The organism is Pseudomonas sp. PDM13 (genome assembly GCF_025685765.1).
GTDB classification, from domain to species: Bacteria; Pseudomonadota; Gammaproteobacteria; order Pseudomonadales; family Pseudomonadaceae; genus Metapseudomonas; species Metapseudomonas solani.
The window spans coordinates 107328-125854 of the sequence record NZ_JAOTQU010000014.1 but is presented as its reverse complement, the minus strand read 5'-3'; the positions used below and the strand labels follow the sequence as shown (position 1 = coordinate 125854).

The following is an 18527-nucleotide window of genomic DNA, read 5'->3' as shown; positions in this document are numbered from 1 at the left end:
CCAACACTGTCTTCTGGCCGACGTTGTTGAATTCCGGCCTGCCCTAGCATCGGTCCCTGAAAGCGCCCCCAAGAACAACAAGGCGCCCCAGGAGACCTTATGGCCGAGCAGTTGCTGGCCGATGTTGCACGCGTGACATCTGCCATTCCCGACGATCACACCGCCCTGGTATTCGGCGACAGAAGAACCCCGTTCAGCGAGCTGGATTCACGGGCCGATCAGGTTGCCAATGGCCTGCTGGCCCTGGGGGCGAGCACCCAGGAGCGTGTGGCGATCCTCGACCACAGCAGCGACCAGTTCTACGAACTGTGGATCGGCTGCGCCCGCGCCAACCTCGCCCTGGTGCCCCTCAACAGCCGGCTCGCTGCCGCCGAGATCGAACAGGTAGTGGCGGACTGCCGGCCGCGCATCCTCTTCATCGGCGCGCCGTTCGCAGCGTTGATCGAAAAGATCCGCCCCGGGCTGCCCTTCATCGAGCACTGCATCGTCATGGGGGCTGCCTACGCCGCGTGGCGGGATCGCCAGGCGGTGCTAAGCGCCGGGCCGGCCCTGGCCGCGCGGAATGACTGCCTGCAGATCTACACCAGCGGCACGACGGGGCGGCCGAAAGGCGTGCGCCTGAGTAGCGAGAGCCTCTTCAAGGCGCCGCTGTCCGCGCTGGTTACCGGCGAGCGCAGCCCGTGCCGGCAGATCGACGCGGAGGATGTGATCCTGCTGTGCCTGCCCCATGCCCACGTGGCCGGCTCGATCCTCGGTATCTACGGCCTGGCCAGGGGCGCGCGGCTGATCATCGTCAGCGACTTCGTACCGGCCGAAATCGTCGCGCTGGTCGAGCGAGAGCAGGTCACCCTGACCCTGATGGTGCCGGTGATGGTGCGCGGCCTGATCGCCGCCATGGCCCACAGTGGCCGCACGTGCCCCAGCCTGAAGAAGATCCTCTACGGCGCTGCGCCGATGGCCACCTCGCTGCTGCAGGAAGCCATGGCCGCTTTGCCCCACACGGGCTTCGGGCAGATCTACGGGCTGACCGAAACCTCGGGGCCGATCACCTACCTGACGGTGGAGGACCACCAGGCGATCCTCGCGGGCGATACCGACCTGGCGCTGTCCTGCGGCCAGGCCACCGCCGGGGTCGAGCTGCGGGTCATCGACGCGGATGGCCAGCCGCTGCCGGTCGGTGGCATCGGCGAGATCACCTGCCGCTCCAGCCAGGTCATGAACGGCTACTGGCAGCGCGAGGAGGAGACCCGCGCGGCCATCCAGGACGGCTGGTTCCACACCGGCGACATGGGCTATCTCGACGGGCGTGGCTACCTGCATATCTACGACCGCAAGCGCGACATGATCATCACCGGCGGTGAGAACGTGTACCCCGCCGAGGTCGAGAACATCCTCTACAGCCACCCGGCCATCGCCGATGTTGCCGTGATCGGCGTCCCCGACCCGCAATGGGGCGAGGCGATCAAGGCCATCGCCGTGCTCAAGCCCGGCGCCCGCCTCACGGCCGAGGCGCTGATCGCCCACGCCAGGGGCCGGGTGGCGGGTTTCAAGCTGCCCAAGAGCGTGGACTTCGTGGCTGATCTGCCGCGCAACGCCACCGGCAAGGTGCTGCGGCGTCTGGTGCGCGAACCCTACTGGCAGCACCACCCACGCGGAATTGCCTGATCCATGCCGGCTGCCCGCGCGGGCGGCCGGAACGCCCGATGCACCCCAGGAACCAAGGAAACCATCATGAGCGAAGAGAAAAAGGCCGGCGAAGTCCGCATGGTCGTCGAGGACCATATCGCCGTCATTGCCGTCGACAACGTTGCCAAGTTCAACGCCTTCTCCCCGGAGATGATCGAGCAATTGGCCGCGCACCTCACCACCGTCGACAACGATGACGACATCTGGGTCGCCGTGCTCTGCCCCGAGGGCGAGCACACCACCGCCGGCCTCGACATGCCGAAGTTCTTCGGCCCCGGCGCCACCGCCAAGCCGCTGCCCGAGGGCTGGGTCGACCCGTTCGGCCTGTACAAGCGCTGCACCAAGCCGGTGATCTCGGTCGTCCATGGCAAGACCTACACCGTGGGCATCGAGATGATGCTCGCCGGCGACATCGTCATCGCCGCCGACACCGCCACCTTCTGCCAGATGGAGTCCAAGCGCGGCATCGCCCCACTCGGTGGCGCCCACTTCCGCTACCTCACCCGCACCGGCTGGGGCAATGCGATGTACCACCTGTTCCTCTGCGACGAGTTCGACGCCCAGCGCGCGCTGGCCATCGGCTTCGTCCAGGAAGTGCACCCCTTCGGCCAGCACCGGGAGCGCGCCATGGAGATCGCCCGGCTGATCTGCAAGAACGCCCCCATCGGCCTGCGCGCCGCCAAGGCCGCCGCCCTCAGGTACCTGCAGGACGGCGAGCAGGCCGCCATCGACTGCATCCCGCAGATCCAGAAGACCTGCTTCGCCTCGGAGGACTTCCTGGAAGGCCTGCGCTCGTTCGCCGAACGCCGGCCGGCCGTTTTCAAAGGCCGCTGATTTCACCTGTGCAACCCCCGCTGCCCGGCAGCGGGAACGCCTTCGGCTTGCCCGAAGAAACCTGAACCTGGAGTTACGAACATGACCGTTAAATTCGAAATGGATGGTGCCCTGGCCATCGCCACCTTCTGCGGCGGGCCGATGAACCTGCTGACCAACCAATCCTTCCGTGGGCTGATGGAGGCCGTCGACCAGGCCATCGACGCCAAGGCCCGCGCCTTCCTGACCCTGGCCGAGGGCGACCACTTCTGCGCCGGCGCCGACGTCATCAGCAACTTCTCCGGCAGCGACGCCAACTTCGCCCGGCGCCTGCTCAATCGCTCCATCCCGGAGATGCAGCGCTTCGAGAACCTGCCGTTCCCCACCGTGGTGGCGGTGCGCGGCATGTGCCTGGGCGGCGGCTGCGAGATGGCGCAGATCCACGACATCATCTTCGCCGGCGAGTCGGCCAACTTCGGCCAGGTCGAAGCGCGCATCGGCACCACCACCCTGTTGGGCGGTGCGCAACGCCTGGTCGCCCGGGTGGGCCTGGCCCGCGCCAAGGAGATGGTCTTCTCCGCCGGCATCTACGACGCCAAGACCATGCTCGAGTGGGGACTGGTCAACCGCGTGATGCCCGACCCTGAAGTGGAGATGAAGGCGCGCGCCTATGCCGCCAAGCTCGCCAACGGCCCCACCGTCGCCTACGCCGCCTCCAAGCACCTGATCAACACCGCCGTGGCCCACGGCCTGACCGCCGCCGACCAGCGCCTGCTGGATTCCGCCCCGGCCACCTTCGCCACCCACGACATGATGGACGCGGTGGAACGCTTCACCCGGGAAGGCGCCGCGGTGCTGAACAAAGGCCTGACCTTCAAGGGCGAGTGAGGCGGGCCATGACGACCTATCGCGCCCCCGTGGGGGAATACCAGTTTCTCGCCGGCCATGTGCTGGCCGGGGAATACAACGGCATCACCGGCGCTGACGAATCGGCGGAGACGCTGGGCAGCGTGCTCGAAACCCTGGGCCGCTTCGTCGCCGATCGCCTGCTGCCGCTGATCGGCCCATCCGACCGGGAAGGCTGCACCGTCACGGCCGATGGAGTGCGCGCCCCGGCCGGCTACCACGGCGTCTACGAGGCCTTCGTCGCCGATGGCTGGGGCGCTTTGCACACCGCCGTCGAGGATGGCGGGCAGGGATTGCCGCTGCCGTTCGGCTTCGCCTGCGACGAGCTGCTCAGCGCCGGCTCCATGTCCTTCGCCCTGTACGCGTCCATTCGCCTGGGCGTGTACACGGTGTTGAAGGGCATCGGCTCCGAGTCCCTCAAGGCCACCTACCTGCAGAAGATCGGCAGCGGCGAATGGAACGGCACCATGTGCCTGACCGAGCCGCAGTGTGGCACCGACCTTTCGCTGCTGCGCACCACGGCGGTGGCGAGCGACGACGGCACCTATCGCCTGTCCGGGACCAAGATCTTCATCACCGGCGGCGACCACGACCTGACCCGCAACATCGTCCATCTGGTGCTCGCCCGCATCCAGGGGGCGCCGGCCGGGCTGGCGGGGCTGGGGCTGTTCATCGTGCCCAAGTTCCACGTTGGCGCCGACGGCAGCCTGGGCGAGCGCAACGGCGTGACCTGCCCGCGCGTCGAAGACAAGCTCGGCATCCACGCCTCGGCCACCGCCGAGCTGCTGTTCGACGACGCCAGGGGCTGGATAGTCGGTGCTCCGGGGGCTGGCCTGGCGGGCATGTTCAGCATGATGAAGCTGGCGCGCATCGGCACCGCGTTCCAGGCCATAGGCGTGGCGGAAATCGCCAGCCAGAACGCCATCGCCTATGCGCTGGAGCGCATCCAGGGGCGTGATCTGGTCGGTGGCGGCAAGGCACCGCTGCCCATCGCCGAGCATCCCAACATCCGCCGCGAGATCGTGCGCATGCGCACGCTGACGTCCTCGGCACGCATGCTGGCGTTCGTCACCGCCCTGGTGAACGAGCAGACCCAGGCGGCGGCCGAACCGGCCACCCGCATGCGCGCCCAGGTGGTGCTGCCGGTGCTGATGTCCGCCGCCAAGGCCATCAGCAGCGAGATCGGCGTGGAGGTCGCCACGGCGGCGATGCAGACCCACGGCGGCCATGGCTACATCAAGGACACGGGTATCGAAGTGCTGCTGCGCGATGTGCAGATCCTGCCCATCTACGAAGGCACCAACGATGTGCAGTCCCTCGACCTGGCGCTGCGTCGGCTGGACGACGGCCGCCACCAGGCCGTCGATGCCACCCTGGCCTGGCTGCGCGAGCAGATCGCGGAATTGCCGGCCGCCGGGCCGCACCTCGATCAGGTGCCGGGCACCCTGGCCGTGCTTGACCGCATCGACGGGGTGGTGGAGCAGCTCAAGGCCGACCTCAAGGGCGCGCCCTTCGCCGCGCTGCAATGCGCCCGCGAGTTTCTCTGGCTGGTGGGGCACGGCGTCATGGCCACCTTGTGGCTGCGGGTGCTGGCGGCACTGGACGGCAGCGAGCTGCCCATCGACACGGCCGCGAAACACGCGCAAGCCCGGTTCTATTTCGCCTACCTGCTCCCGGATGCCGAGCTGCGCATCGCCCGCCTGGCGGCGGCCAGCGACATCGAGCAGGCCCTGAAGACCTATCCCCTGAACCTCAACTTCTGAGTGGAATCCCCATGACTTCGAAACATGCGCTGTTCGATATAAGCGGCAAAGTCGCCCTGGTAACCGGCGGTACGCGCGGCATCGGCCTGATGATCGCCAAGGGCCTGGTGCAAGCCGGGGTCAAGACCTATGTGGTGTCCCGCAAGGCCGAGGCCTGCGCCGAAGCTGAAGCCGAACTCAAGCAGTACGGCGAGGCGGTGGGCATCGCGGCGGACCTGTCCTCGGCGGAGCAGGCCAACGCCTTCGCCGAGGCGTTCCTGCAGCGCGAGCCGCAGTTGCACATCCTGGTGAACAACGCCGGCGCCACCTGGGGTGCCAGGTTCGGCGAATTCCCGGAAAGCGGCTGGGACAAGATCATGGACATCAACCTGAAATCCCTGTTCTTCCTGACCCAGACGCTCGGCCCCGCGCTGCAGGCCGCGGGCACCGACCAAGACCCGGCCCGGGTCATCAACATCGGCTCCATCGATGGCCTCACCAGCCCCGGCTACGGCAACTATTCCTACTCCGCCAGCAAGGCCGCGGTGCACCACCTGACCCGCCATCTCGCCGCTCACCTGGCGCGGGCCAACATCAATGTGAACGCCATCGCCCCCGGCCCGTTCGAGACGAAGATGACCGAGTTCATGCTCAAGGAGCACGCCGAGCAGATCATCCAGACCATCCCCCGGCGCCGCACCGGGCAGGCCTCGGATGTGGCCGGCACGGCGATCTTCCTGGCGTCGGCTGCGTCCGCCTACATCACCGGCACCGTCATCCCGCTGGACGGCGGTTACTCCACGACGCGCTGACGGGGTTCGCGGCATCACCCGGGTTGTGTCTGCGCCGGTGCCCGTCCCGAGCACCGGCCTTTGGGTTGGCCGGTTTCCGGCCGGCCCTTTTTTGCCATGCCCGCCGCCCCCAAACCGCCGGAGCGCGCTTACCATGAGCGGCGTAATGCCTATCCACCCTTCCAATAAAACGAGGACCTGCCGGCGTGACCCAGCCCGTGTGGAACCATGTAGACCTGAGTTATGACGGCGCCATCGCCACCGTGCGCCTGAACCGCCCCGACAAGCACAACTCGATCAGCACCCAGCTGCTGCTGGAGCTGATCGCCTGCGGCGAATTCCTCAAGCGTGACCGGGCTGTGCGCGCGGTGATCCTGGCCGGCAACGGCCCGTCCTTCTGTTCCGGCATGGACCTCAAGGACATCGTCACCGGCAGCCCGCTGAAGAAGATCATGGCCCTCCTGCCGCTGTGGAAGCCCAGCATGAACCGTTACCAGAAGGTCTCGCTGGTGTGGCGCTCGCTGAGCGTTCCGGTCGTCGTCGCCATCCACGGCAACTGCTTCGGCGCCGGCCTGCAGATCGCCCTGGGTGCCGACATCCGCGTTGCCGCGCCCACCGCCCAGCTGTCCATCATGGAGTCCCAATGGGGCCTGGTTCCGGACATGGGCGGCACCGTGCTGTTGCGTGAGTTGCTGCCCAAGGACGTGGCGATGGAGCTGACGTTCTCCGGGCGCATCATCGACGCCACGCAGGCCCACCAGCTGGGCCTGGTCACCCACCTGGCCGATGACCCGCTCGTGCAGGCCCGCGCGCTTTGCCTGGAGTTCGCCCAGCAATCGCCGGATGCACTGGCCGCCGCCAAGCACCTGCTGATCGGCGCCTGGAGCACCTCGGAATCGGCTGCCCTGGGGCAGGAACGGTTGTGGCAGCGGCGGGTGATCGGCCGCAGGAACCAGGCCACCGCCGTGAAGCGCCGCTTGCAGAAATCCCAGGATGCCTACCGCGAGCGGACCTGGTGACGGGAGGAGGGGGCAGGTAGAGACGGCCCCCGTCCGAGAAGGGGCGAGGGCCGCTGGCGATCAGGCAGAACAGCCCTCGCTTGATGCTGATCAGGGCAGGAGTGCCTGCGTGGCCGTCAACAAGAGTCAATGACTGAGGTAAACCCCAATGAGCGTCTCGGCGTAACACCATGCCGGTGTATTGAGCACCCCGTTAATAGGCTGGACTAGCAGAGCCATGTAGCTCTACCGCTATTCCGTGTTGCTCCTTTAGTTTCTCGTCATGAGTGACGATTATCAGGCAGCCAGTTCTCAGGGTCAGCCAATCAATGATTCGTTGCGCCGTTCTCTCATCTAATGCTGAAGTCGGCTCATCCAATATCAGGGTTGTTTTCTCTCTCAGAATCGCACGGCCTATGGCAATGCGTTGTCTTTCTCCGCCACTGAGTCCGCTGCCTGAAATGTCTATGTTCATGGCGAGTAATGCGTCGACATTAGTAGTGTTCTGGCGGTTGAATCCTAAGAGCTCGACCACTTGCCGCAACCTCTGCGGGTCTACCTTGTCGGCGCCGTAGAGTAGATTGTCTTCAAGGGTGCCCGATATCAATACAGGCCTCTGCGGTGCCACTGATACATCGGAAAGTATGAATTCGCTCAGAGAGCCATTTATCGGGTGCCCCTTGTAATAGGCTGTGCCCGTATAGTTTTCCTCAAGGCCCAGAAGCGTGTTTATGAGTGTCGTTTTTCCTGCACCTGACTTGCCAGAGACTATATTCACGCCCTGGCCAAGTTTGCAGTGGATGTTGTCGAGAATTAGGTGCCCATCTTTTACGAGCGACACGCCTTGAAGAACAAAGCCTGGGGTGTTGTCGTAGTGCTTTGGGTGGTATTGCTCTTCAATGCTCTCTTCAAGGTATTTGATGCCGTCATTCAACGAGATAAGGTGTGCTTGAAGGTTGAATAATGTGCCTGCGAGCAGATGCAGTTGAGTCGTGAGCATAGTGATATACCCCACGATCATAATAAAGTCTCCTGCTGTGAGACTTGTGCGGTAATGCACGCCCGACAGTGTTACGAAGAGGACGAGCACTGCGCCAATAGCGAGCCCTTGATAAGCGATTCGAAGACCCATTCGTAAATTGGACTTTCTGATTGACCTGACATAGTTGTCGAAGAATTCTCTGCCTGAGGTGAATTCCTTGATGAATGTATTGTTCAGCTTGATGTCGTACGTTCTGCTGAGCCTCTCAACTGTATAGCTTGAGAGGCTGTTGTCAGCCTCAAACAATATCCGATGAATATCAGCGCTGGTCTTGGCGATGTAAATGGATATGAAGGCCAGTACTGCGGATGAGACTAGGAATAGTACGGCATACAGTGTGCCCATGATGGTGTAGAGCACGCTAATAGCTATGAAAATCTCCACTGCAATAGGTGCAATTGTCCAAAAAACTCCAACCGTGACCAGACTGAAACTGCTGGCAGACCTATTGATGTCGGCGACTACATACCCTGGGTCCAGCGTTTGCTGTTTTGTGTATGGGTACTTGAGAATTGTGGTGATGATTGCCTCATACAGCGTCGCGTCGCACTTGGCAAGTATCCAGGCTGATCCCACTCCACGCATGCTGGAAAGTACCTGTGAGAAGGTCCATAGGATCGCATAAGCCCCAGAGAAGATTAAAAACTGTGTATGTAGGTTGTTGATCTCTCCAAGAGAGTTGGCAGCATTTCTAAGCAATACGGGGAGTAGTGAGTTCAGTACGCTGCAGAATATGAATGTCGCCGATACGCCAATAAAGCTAACTGCGAACCATTGGTAGTTTCTTGATATTATTCTGAAGCTTTTTGAATAGTGATTTATCCATTCCATGGCGCGATTCCACTATATAGACAGGATTTTGGGAAGTTTGCTTGAAAGGTGTTGGTCGTCAGATACCACTTTTCCATCAATTTCTACCCATGCGTGCGAGAGAAAATCAAACAATTGAACTCCAATAAAAAAATTGCAATTCTCTCCGTTTTTAATGGCGTAGTTGAATATACAAATTGAGGATTCTAAGCATTTGACTTTGAGGGGTAGGAGCAGTGATGCATGATGGACACTGTTTACATAGTTTTTTAGTGCTTCTTGAGATAGTGTGCTGCCGTTCTTTTTGTTGATTTTTGCTTTTCTCATGCTGTTAAGCACGTACCCAAGCCCATGTTTCTTTAGGCTTATCTTTAGGCGCAATAGATCCAGAAGAGCCCATATGGTTGGTAACAGGCTAAGGCTGCTTGAGGAGCTGCACCTACTTATTCGCCATGTGTAATTGTCTATCCCTTCGTATTCTTCGTCGACTCTGTTTAGTGCTTGGCTATAGGGCGTGCGGTGTACTAGATTTAATTGAGTGAGTTCGTTGAGGAGATTTTCATATTGTGCGCATGATTTACTGCTTTCTGTTAGTAAAGTGGTTTGGCTCTCGCTAAGGATCATGAAATGATCTTTCTTTTCGTCAAGTAGGATAATTTGATTGTGCATGACGAGGTGGTGTATGTGGGGCTGGAATGAAAAGCTCATCTAGCTATCCTCGTTGTCAAATTTTGATCAAGGCTGCACAGGCTATCTTTATAAGCGTTTGGTCTGCCCCTCCAAATCCCATTGACGAATAGCGTATTGCTTTTTTTATATTTGAGATATTGATGAGTTTTTCTTGCGTGAGCCAACTGCTTTCTAAACGATCAATAATGTGATTTGAATGGTATTTGAGTGCCTTCTGGTAAGCGCTAGTAATGTGCCCCTTGTCACGTCTTAGCTCTATATTTGGGTATTTTGCATTGGCTGCGCGCCTTAGTGGTAGTCGAGTGTTGTAATTGTCAAACATGTCATATGGGTCTTGGCTTAAGGCATATTCAATCATTCCTTTGCTGGTGAAAGGGTACAGGATATCTGTACTAATATTTGAGTGCGTGGTGTTCTGATAGATAGCCTGTGCTATGGCTTGCAAGTATTCTTCTTTTAGACTTCTCGGTCTTTCTATTGCAGGTGGCGGTGTGATGTGTCTTGTGAAAAACTGACTGCGCTGATAATTGTCGTGGTTGCGCTGTTTGTAGCTGCTAATTAATGCCTCATAAAAACTCAAGCCGGATAGTTTAGAGAACATTGAGAACGCTTTTGCTGCTTTTATTATTTTCTTGTCCCTAAGCAGGCTCTGGTATGCCGCGGGTGGGACGGGGTCTAAAAATAAGTGATCGCCTCCGTGGCCATCCAATATGATGAAATCGCCCTTTATCTTGCTGGATATGAATTCTATTTCTTTTTCAAAGACCTTATTGGAGGCCATGCTGACACTGATGGATATATGATCCTCAGGGTCGATTTCTTGAAAAAAGTGACAGGGCTCGAATTTGAATAATAAATGGCTAATATTTAGCCTTTTGCACAAGGCTGTGGCAGCTTTGAGGTCTGCATTTGCACTGCTTTTTTCATCAAACCAAGTTATGGCAGTAACACGGTCTGCCCCTACTGCTTCAATTGCAGATAGAAGAATGCATGTCGAGTCGACTCCGCCAGATAGGCGTACTACGAGACGTTTGTAATAATTGGATTTGCACCTGTTGCTAATGGAGGATGTCAGTATTTCTAATGGGGTGTCGGTTGTTTCTTTTTTTGTGCTGAATAGATCTATTTCTAGTTTTCCAGAGTGGGAAACATGATTGTACGTATACCTGCAGCCTGGAGGGAGTAGCGAAAAGCTCTCCCAGTAACTGGATGTTGGAATTCTCTCGCTGTACGCAATTTGCGAGAGAATTATCTCTCTATCAAGTTTCTTGAATGAGCTTTTGCTTAAGTCGCTATTAGTGGCTAGGGCGCCAGTGAGCGTGTTGACGAATATGATTTGGGAGGATGAGGCGGGGTTTGTATGGATTGTTTTTTTTGAGGTTTCTGTTGCGTTGTGAGTAGGTATCTGATTGGTGTTTTCTCGCTTGCTCACGACCGGTCCTTGGCGTTGTGATTTTGGTATGGCTTATCACTGAGTACCCGCTATCGGGTACTCAGTGATTGCTGATTTATACGGATGGGCAGTTAGTGCATCCTGCTCTCCAGACCATATATTTCCCCTCGAATATCGCACCACCACTTTGGCCGTTTATTGTGGTGCTGGCTTTGAATGTTAGAAATTTTTTGGTTGAGGTGGTCTGGGGGTGTTTTTTCCATTTGAACATGATCTATTCCCTTGATTGGTTTTGGTTGTATGCCAGTTAGGCCTGGGAATGAATATCGCTGCTTATTGGGGGTGTCAAGCGATCTGCTTAATTAGGAAGTTTCCTACATGTGAGTGAATATCAGCGTACAGGCTCTAGGCTATGTGGTAATAATCCTATTTCCATTTTTCCTTATATATGTAGCTCTGAAAGGTTTGGGCTGTTAATGCAGTAACTTTCCAAAAATTAGGTGTTTTCTGTTGAGTTTATTTTCATTGAGCACATCAAGCAGCAGATCGCGCTGGACGCCGATATCTATATGGTCGTGTCCAGCGCCCAGCAATCGCCGGATGCACTGGCCGCCGCCAAGCACCTGCTGATCGGCGCCTGGAGCACCTCGGAATCGGCTGCCCTGGGGCAGGAACGGTTGTGGCAGCGGCGGGTGATCGGCCGCAGGAACCAGGCCACCGCCGTGAAGCGCCGCTTGCAGAAATCCCAGGACGCCTACCGCGAGCGGACCTGGTGACGGGAGGAAGGGGGCGGGTAGATACGGCCCCCGCCCGAGAAGGGGCGAGGGCCGCTGGCGGGGCGGGTTACTTGGCTGCTGCCTTGGCCCGCGCGGCGTGGAGCTTCTTGTAGCTCTCCACCAGGCGCTGGTGCCGGTCGAGGCCTTCCAGCTTCATGCTGGTGGGCGTCAGGCCGTAGAAGCGCACGCTGCCGTCCAGCGAGCCCAGCACCGCGTCCATGCGCGGGTTGCCGAACATGCGGCGGAAGTTGGCTTCGTAGTCGTCCATCTCCAGGTCGTCGTCCAGCGTCACTTCCAGCGCCGCGTTCAGGGCCTGGTAGAACAGCCCGCGCTCGACGGTGTTGTCGTTGTACTGCAGGAAGGCTTCCACCAGCTCCTTGGCGTCTTCGAACTTCTTCAGCGCCAGGTGGATCAGCAGCTTCAGCTCGAGGATGGTCAGCTGGCCCCAGACGGTGTTGTCGTCGAACTCGACGCCGATCAGCGTGGTGATGTCGGTGTAGTCGTCGACCTCGGTGTTGTTGAGGTTCTTCAGCAGGGACTTCAGGCCACGGTCGGGCAGACTGTGCAGGTTGAGGATGTCCGCACGGAACAGCAGCGCCTTGTTGGTGTTGTCCCAGATCAGGTCCTCCACCGGGTAGATCTCCGAGTAGCCCGGCACCAGGATGCGGCAGGCGTTGGCGCCGAGGTCGTCGTAGGTGGCCACGTACACTTCCTTGCCCATGTCCTCGAGGATGCCGAACAGGGTGGCGGCTTCCTCGGCGTTGCTGTCTTCGCCCTGGCCGGAGAAGTCCCACTCGACGAACTCGAAGTCGGCCTTGGCGCTGAAGAAGCGCCACGACACCACGCCGCTGGAGTCGATGAAGTGCTCGACGAAGTTGTTCGGCTCGGTCACCGCGTGGCCTTCGAAGGTCGGCTGTGGCAGGTCGTTGAGGCCTTCGAAGCTGCGGCCCTGGAGCAGCTCGGTGAGGCTGCGCTCCAGCGCCACTTCGAAGCTGGGGTGGGCGCCGAAGGAGGCGAACACGCCGCCGGTGCGCGGGTTCATCAGGGTGACGCACATCACCGGGAATTCACCGCCCAGGGAGGCGTCCTTCACCAGCACGGGGAAGCCTTGCTCTTCCAGCCCACGGATGCCGGCGAGGATGGAGGGGTACTTCTCCAGCACGGCCTGGGGCACGTCCGGCAGGGCCATCTCGCCTTCGAGGATTTCGCGCTTCACCGCGCGCTCGAAGATTTCCGACAGGCACTGCACCTGGGCTTCGACCAGGGTGTTGCCGGCGCTCATGCCGTTGCTGAGGTAGAGGTTCTCGATCAGGTTGGACGGGAAGTACACCGTCTCGCCATCCGACTGGCGCACGAAGGGCAGCGAGCAGATGCCGCGCACGGTGTTGCCGGAGTTGGTGTCGTACAGGTGCGAGCCGCGCAGTTCGCCGTCCGGGTTATAGATTTCCAGGCAGTGCGCGTCGAGGATTTCGGCCGGCAGCGCGTCCTTCGGGCCCGGCTTGAACCAGCGCTCGTTGGGGTAGTGGACGAAGTCGGCGTTGGCGATGTCCTCGCCCCAGAACTGGTCGTTGTAGAAGAAGTTGCAGTTCAGCCGTTCGATGAACTCACCCAGCGCGGAGGCCAGGGCGCTTTCCTTGGTGGCGCCCTTGCCGTTGGTGAAGCACATCGGCGAGGCGGCGTCGCGGATGTGCAGCGACCAGACGTTGGGCACGATGTTGCGCCAGGAGGCGATCTCGATCTTCATGCCCAGGCCGGCGAGGATGCCGGACATGTTGGCGATGGTCTCTTCCAGCGGCAGGTCCTTGCCGGCGATGTAGGTGCTCTGCTCGCTGCTGCTCGGGATCAGCAGGGCCTGGGCATCGGCGTCGAGGTTCTCCACCTCTTCGATGATGAACTCGGGGCCCTGCTGCACCACCTTCTTCACGGTGCAGCGGTCGATGGAGCGGAGGATGCCGAGGCGGTCCTTCTCGGAGATGTCCGCCGGCAGCTCGACCTGGATCTTGAAGATCTGCTGGTAGCGGTTTTCCGGGTCGACGATGTTGTTCTGCGACAGCCGGATGTTCTCGGTGGGGATGTTGCGCGTCTGGCAGTACAGCTTTACGAAGTACGCCGCGCACAGGGCCGAGGAGGCCAGGAAGTAGTCGAACGGCCCCGGTGCCGAACCGTCGCCCTTGTAGCGGATCGGTTGGTCGGCGATGACCGTGAAGTCGTCGAACTTGGCTTCGAGACGAAGGTTGTCGAGAAAGTTGACCTTGATTTCCATGCGGGGGTACCAGCGTAAAAAGTGGAGCGATGAAGGGGGCGCACTGAGCAGCCGGGACGATCGGCCCCGTCGGCAACGCGCGTGGCCAGGCCAGGGCGTGCAGGTTCCAGCGGAGGGAGCGGGGCGGGATCGGGCTGCGCAGGGCGTGCATGGAATCGGTCCTGTGACCGGCATTCGATGCCGCAGTGGGTTCGCCGGCGGGAAGGATAGGGGAATTGACGGCCAGTGCCCAGGCTGACCTGCCCGGATGCAGCCATTACCCGATCGTTGCGACGGCCGGTGTCGGGCTGGCGCGGGCGGTTGCGGGCCCTGGGGCTGGGCTGTACCTCTTTCATCACCACCGCCTTTGCGCTCAACATGGCGGACTGTGAACGGGCGAGGAGCCGCCATGAAGAAACTACTGGTCATCGGCATCGGGGCGGGCGACCCCGACTACGTCACCCTGCAGGCCGTGAAGGCGCTCAACCAGGTCGATGTGTTCTTCATCCTCGACAAGGGCAGCAGCAAGGACAAGCTCATCCACCTGCGCCGGGAAATCTGCGAGCGCTACATCAGCGGGCGCGACTACCGCTTCGTCGAGGCGGGCAGCCCCGAGCGCGAGCGCGGCGGCGAGTACGATGCGGCCGTCAAGGACCTGAACCTGGCCAAGCAGCAGGTGTTCGAGCGGCTGATCGGCGAGGAGCTGGGGGAGGGGGAGTGCGGCGCCTTCCTGGTCTGGGGCGACCCGTCGCTCTACGACAGCACCCTGCGCATCCTGCAGGCGATCCTCCGAGGCGGGCGGCTGGCGTTCGAGTACGAGGTCATCCCCGGCATCAGCAGCATCCAGGCGCTGGCGGCCCGTCACAAGGTGCCGCTGAACCGCATCGGTCGGTCCATCGAGATCACCACCGGCCGGCGCCTTGCCGAGGGCTTCCCCAGCAACGTCGACAGCGTGGTGGTGATGCTCGACGCGGAAGACACCTACACCCGCCTCGACGCCCCCGACCTGCACATCTACTGGGGCGCCTACGTGGGCACGCCGGATGAAATCCTCATCGCCGGCAAGCTCAAGGATGTGGCGGCCGACATCGCCCGCACCCGCCAGCAGGCGCGCGAGGCCAACGGCTGGATCATGGACACCTACCTGCTGCGCCGGGGGGATGACGAGGGGGTGTGAGGCGCGGCTCTCCGCCCGTGGTTCTGGCGCCGCCGGCTACTGTCACTAAGATTGACGCGTTGGATCACCTGATTGGCGTGATCGGTCATGCCGGCTCCGGCGCCCTTGGGCACACTCGGGGCAACGGATTTCACCCAGGGCGATCCGCCCGACCATCAGGAGAGCACGATGTCCAGAGGCGCCCCGATTCCCCGCAACCCCGAGAACGATTACTCCAACGAGCAGGCCGGCGTGCGCCGCGACTTCATCAAGGCGCAGACCGGCGCCGTGCTGGACGTGGTGGGCCAGTACGCCATCGACCCGGCCGTCACCCAGGGCAATATCGAGAACTTCATCGGCGTGGTGCAGATGCCCCTGGGGCTGGCCGGCCCGCTGCGCATCGAGGGCGAGCACGCGCGTGGCGACTTCTACGTGCCCATGGCCACCACCGAGGGCACCCTGCTGGCCAGCTACAGCCGGGGCATGCGCGCCATCAGCGCTTCCGGCGGGGTGAAGACCACGGTGGTCAAGCACTCCATGCAGCGGGCGCCGGTGTTCATGTTCGAGGATGCGTTGCAGGCCCGTGAGTTCGGCGTCTGGCTGGTGCGCGAGTTCGAAGCGATCAAGGCGGCGAGCGAAACCACCACCCGCAGCGGCAAGCTGTTCGAGATCGAGCAGTACCCGGTGGCCAACATGCTCTACACCCGCTTCTGTTACACCACCGGCGATGCCGCCGGGCAGAACATGACCAGCAAGGCCACCTACGCCGCCTGTGAGTGGATCAAGGCCAACCACCCGCTGCAGCCGCGCTACATCCTCTCCGGCGCCATCGACACCGACAAGAAGCACTCGGCGATGAACATGATCCAGACCCGTGGCAAGCGGGTGATCGCCGAGTTCACCCTCAAGCGCGAGGTGGCCCACGAGCTGCTGCGCGTCGACCCCGCCAACCTCTACCGCTACCGGCAGATCGCCGCCGTGGGCGCCTTCCAGGCCGGCTCGGCGTACAGCGGCGCGCACTCGGCCAACGGCCTGGCGGCGCTGTACATCGCCACCGGGCAGGACGCGGCCAACGTCGCCGAATCCCACGGCGGCATCACCTACGGCCAGTTGCTGGACAACGGCGACTACTACTGGTCGGTGACCCTGCCCGCGGTCATCTGCGCCACCCACGGTGGCGGCACCGGCCTGCCGACCCAGCGCGAATGCCTGGAGCTGCTGGGCTGCTACGGCACCGGCAAGGCGGACAAGCTGGCGGAGATCATCGCCGCGGTGGTGCTGGCGGGGGATGTGTCGCTGACCTCGGCCATATTGGCCGGTGACTGGGTCAGCAGCCACGAGGCGCTGGGGCGCAATCGCTGATCAGGCGTTGCCGGGCCGCGCGCCCTGCCGGCGCAGGCAGACGACCTGCGCCGTCACGCCGAGAACCAGCGCCAGCAGCAGGCTGCCCTGGGCGCCCACCAGCAGCGGCGCGTGCAGGTCGGTCACCAGCGGGTGGCTATCCGGCACGCGGCGCAGCACCTCGGTGACGGTGGGCAGCATCAGCAGGAACGCCGTCAGGCTCAGCAGGATGGTTTCCAGGTACACCCGCGTGCGGCCCAGTGCGCCTATCCGCCCAACCCCGTAGCCGGCGACCAGCAGCACCAGGGTGACCACCGCGATGACATTGCTCACCGGTTGCCGCGCAACCAGGAACACCGTGCCTGCACCCAGCAGCATCGAGACGAAGTAGGCCAGGCCCGCCCCGGAGCGCGGCACGATTCGGCCATGCCGCGCGAACATGTAGAGCGCCAGTGGAATGGCCGGCAGGCTGCCCAGGGTGTGCAGCCAGCCGAGGGGGGAGATTCCGAACATTCGCTGTTTCCTTGTGGTTGGACGATCGGCATAGCCACTGCCGCCAGCCCCTGTGCAGGGTTGCTTCTGCAGGGCGCCGCCGGGGCGCTATGATTCAGGCCCCAGGTTATTCAACGCGCGGCCGGCCCGACATGACGGATTCACTGGAAAACTTGACCATTCTTCCGGAAATGCAGCTGGAGGGCCTCGCCACCGGGGACCTGCTCTCCCAGGTGCTGGCGCAGATCCGCCTGACCGGCGACCGCGTCTATTCCGCCGCGCCGGGCAGTGGGGAACGCCTGCTACTGGACAGCAACAGCGCCCATATCTGCGTGCTGCAGCAGGGGCGCCTGCACATCCGTTGCACCAGCCAGCCGGCGGTGACGGTGGAGCAGGGCGACATCCTCCTGCTGCCTCATGACCCGTCGGGGTTGAGCATCACCGCAATCGACGGGCCTGCGACCGTGATCATCTGCCGCTTCTGGTTCGACGCCGGCAGCTTCCAGGCCATGCTCTTCGCCCTGCCGTGGCTGATCCACATCCGCCAGATGGACGCAGCGGCCTGGTCCGAGGGGTTGATGCACTTCATGCTGCTGGAAGCCCATGACGTCCAGCCCGGCGGCGCCTTGATGATCTCGCGCCTGATCGACCTCACCGTCATCCGCATCCTGCGCACCTGGGTGCAGCAGGGCGCCGCCTCCGGCTGGCTGGGCGGCCTCGCCGATGCGCGCATCGCACGGGTGCTGCGGGCCATTCACGAGCAGCCCGGGAAGCAATGGCGCATCGACGCCCTCGCCGAGCTGGCCGGCATGTCGCGCTCCAGCTTTTGTGAGCGCTTCAGTGTGCTGGTGGGGCGCTCGCCCTTGCGCTACCAGAACGAATGGCGGCTGACCCTGGCGAAAACCATGCTGGCCCGGCACGACAGCCGCATCGGCGAAATCGGTTTCGCCATCGGCTACGAATCCGAAGCCGCCTTCAGCCGCGCCTACAAAGCCTTCTTCGGCCGCTCGCCGCGGGATGACCTGAATGCGCGGGGTGTGGCGGAGGGGAAGGGCATCTAGTCGCTCGGCAGCTGCGCATCAGCGATGCCAATGGGCAGCCTCTTCATCGTGCCGGCCCACTCGAGGGCGAAAGGTTTGCCAGCCATTCGATGAGGAGTTTCTATCCATGGCCGGCGGCCATCTGGCTTACTAGCCCTACCTCGAATTCAACCAGGGTGACTCGATTGACTGATTATTCCTGCCTGCTGGAGACGCCATCCGTCCAGGTCTACCAAGCTCTGCGCATGGGCTCCGGCCTCAGCGGCAAAACCGATGAAGCCGCGGTGCGGGGGCTGCCCAATACGCTATTCGCCGTGCAGATTCTCCACCAGTCGCAACCTGTGGCAATGGGGCGGGTGATCGGCGACGGCGGGTGCTTCTTTCAGGTCGTGGACATCGCCGTGCTCAAGGCGCACCAAGGCAAGGGCCTGGGCAAACGCATCATGGGCGAGATCCTCAAGTACATCGAAGCCAATGTTCCGGAAAGCGGCTACGTCAGCCTTATTGCGGATGGCCAGGCACAGGACCTGTACGCGCAGTTCGGCTTCGTGCATACCGCGCCGCGCTCGGTAGGGATGGCGTATAGGCGACCAGGGGAGGGGGCTTGAT

General features: G+C 61.7%; 16 protein-coding genes. 11 read left to right on the top strand and 5 right to left on the bottom strand.

Annotated elements, in window-relative coordinates; translation table 11 throughout:
- Positions 1–99 precede the first annotated feature (99 nt).
- The 6 genes from OEJ36_RS16255 to OEJ36_RS16230 all read left to right on the top strand — a co-directional run bounded on the left by OEJ36_RS16255 (position 100) and on the right by OEJ36_RS16230 (position 6957).
- Complete coding sequence (locus OEJ36_RS16255) at positions 100–1665, top strand: long-chain-fatty-acid--CoA ligase (protein ID WP_263402375.1); 1566 nt, start codon at positions 100–102, stop codon at positions 1663–1665.
- A 66-nt stretch (positions 1666–1731) separates the two neighbouring features.
- Positions 1732–2520, top strand: a complete 789-nt coding sequence (locus OEJ36_RS16250) for a crotonase/enoyl-CoA hydratase family protein (RefSeq protein WP_263402374.1) — start codon at positions 1732–1734, stop codon at positions 2518–2520.
- A gap of 81 nt (positions 2521–2601) precedes the next feature.
- Positions 2602–3387 (top strand): enoyl-CoA hydratase/isomerase family protein, encoded by a 786-nt coding sequence (locus OEJ36_RS16245; protein ID WP_263402373.1) that lies wholly within the window; start codon positions 2602–2604, stop codon positions 3385–3387.
- An 8-nt stretch (positions 3388–3395) separates the two neighbouring features.
- A complete protein-coding gene (locus tag OEJ36_RS16240) occupies positions 3396–5168 on the top strand; it encodes an acyl-CoA dehydrogenase (RefSeq protein ID WP_263402372.1) in 1773 nt (590 codons plus the stop codon).
- 11 nt (positions 5169–5179) lie between these two features.
- On the top strand, positions 5180–5959 hold the full coding sequence (locus OEJ36_RS16235; RefSeq protein ID WP_263402371.1) for an SDR family oxidoreductase: 780 nt from the start codon (positions 5180–5182) through the stop codon (positions 5957–5959).
- A 185-nt stretch (positions 5960–6144) separates the two neighbouring features.
- Positions 6145–6957 (top strand): crotonase/enoyl-CoA hydratase family protein, encoded by an 813-nt coding sequence (locus OEJ36_RS16230; protein ID WP_263402370.1) that lies wholly within the window; start codon positions 6145–6147, stop codon positions 6955–6957.
- A gap of 193 nt (positions 6958–7150) precedes the next feature.
- Here the strand turns inward: OEJ36_RS16230 and OEJ36_RS16225 are convergent, their stop codons facing one another.
- From OEJ36_RS16225 to OEJ36_RS16215, 3 genes are read right to left on the bottom strand one after another with little or no spacing between them, the layout of a single operon-like run.
- A complete protein-coding gene (locus OEJ36_RS16225; protein ID WP_263402369.1) occupies positions 7151–8809 on the bottom strand; it encodes an ATP-binding cassette domain-containing protein in 1659 nt (552 codons plus the stop codon).
- 12 nt (positions 8810–8821) lie between these two features.
- Positions 8822–9496, bottom strand: coding sequence for a lasso peptide biosynthesis B2 protein (locus OEJ36_RS16220; protein WP_263402368.1), 675 nt, complete (start codon positions 9494–9496; stop codon positions 8822–8824).
- 16 nt (positions 9497–9512) lie between these two features.
- Positions 9513–10910, bottom strand: coding sequence for an asparagine synthase-related protein (locus OEJ36_RS16215; protein ID WP_263402367.1), 1398 nt, complete (start codon positions 10908–10910; stop codon positions 9513–9515).
- 461 nt (positions 10911–11371) lie between these two features.
- Between OEJ36_RS16215 and OEJ36_RS16210 the strand changes: the two genes are divergently transcribed.
- Entirely contained in the window at positions 11372–11647 is a 276-nt protein-coding gene (locus OEJ36_RS16210) for a hypothetical protein (RefSeq protein ID WP_263402366.1), read from the top strand.
- Between the two features lie 67 nt (positions 11648–11714).
- Here the strand turns inward: OEJ36_RS16210 and OEJ36_RS16205 are convergent, their stop codons facing one another.
- On the bottom strand, positions 11715–13910 hold the full coding sequence (locus OEJ36_RS16205) for an OsmC domain/YcaO domain-containing protein (protein WP_263402365.1): 2196 nt from the start codon (positions 13908–13910) through the stop codon (positions 11715–11717).
- A 388-nt stretch (positions 13911–14298) separates the two neighbouring features.
- Between OEJ36_RS16205 and cobF the strand changes: the two genes are divergently transcribed.
- Positions 14299–15066 (top strand): precorrin-6A synthase (deacetylating), encoded by a 768-nt coding sequence (cobF, locus tag OEJ36_RS16200; protein ID WP_263402364.1) that lies wholly within the window; start codon positions 14299–14301, stop codon positions 15064–15066.
- A 168-nt stretch (positions 15067–15234) separates the two neighbouring features.
- A complete protein-coding gene (locus OEJ36_RS16195; protein WP_263402363.1) occupies positions 15235–16407 on the top strand; it encodes a hydroxymethylglutaryl-CoA reductase in 1173 nt (390 codons plus the stop codon).
- Here the strand turns inward: OEJ36_RS16195 and OEJ36_RS16190 are convergent, their stop codons facing one another.
- Entirely contained in the window at positions 16408–16899 is a 492-nt protein-coding gene (locus tag OEJ36_RS16190) for a hypothetical protein (RefSeq protein ID WP_263402362.1), read from the bottom strand. It abuts the gene before it with no gap.
- Between the two features lie 152 nt (positions 16900–17051).
- Between OEJ36_RS16190 and OEJ36_RS16185 the strand changes: the two genes are divergently transcribed.
- Entirely contained in the window at positions 17052–17939 is an 888-nt protein-coding gene (locus OEJ36_RS16185; RefSeq protein WP_263402361.1) for an AraC family transcriptional regulator, read from the top strand.
- 164 nt (positions 17940–18103) lie between these two features.
- Positions 18104–18526 (top strand): GNAT family N-acetyltransferase, encoded by a 423-nt coding sequence (locus OEJ36_RS16180; RefSeq protein ID WP_263402360.1) that lies wholly within the window; start codon positions 18104–18106, stop codon positions 18524–18526.
- The last annotated feature ends 1 nt before the right edge of the window (position 18527 follow it).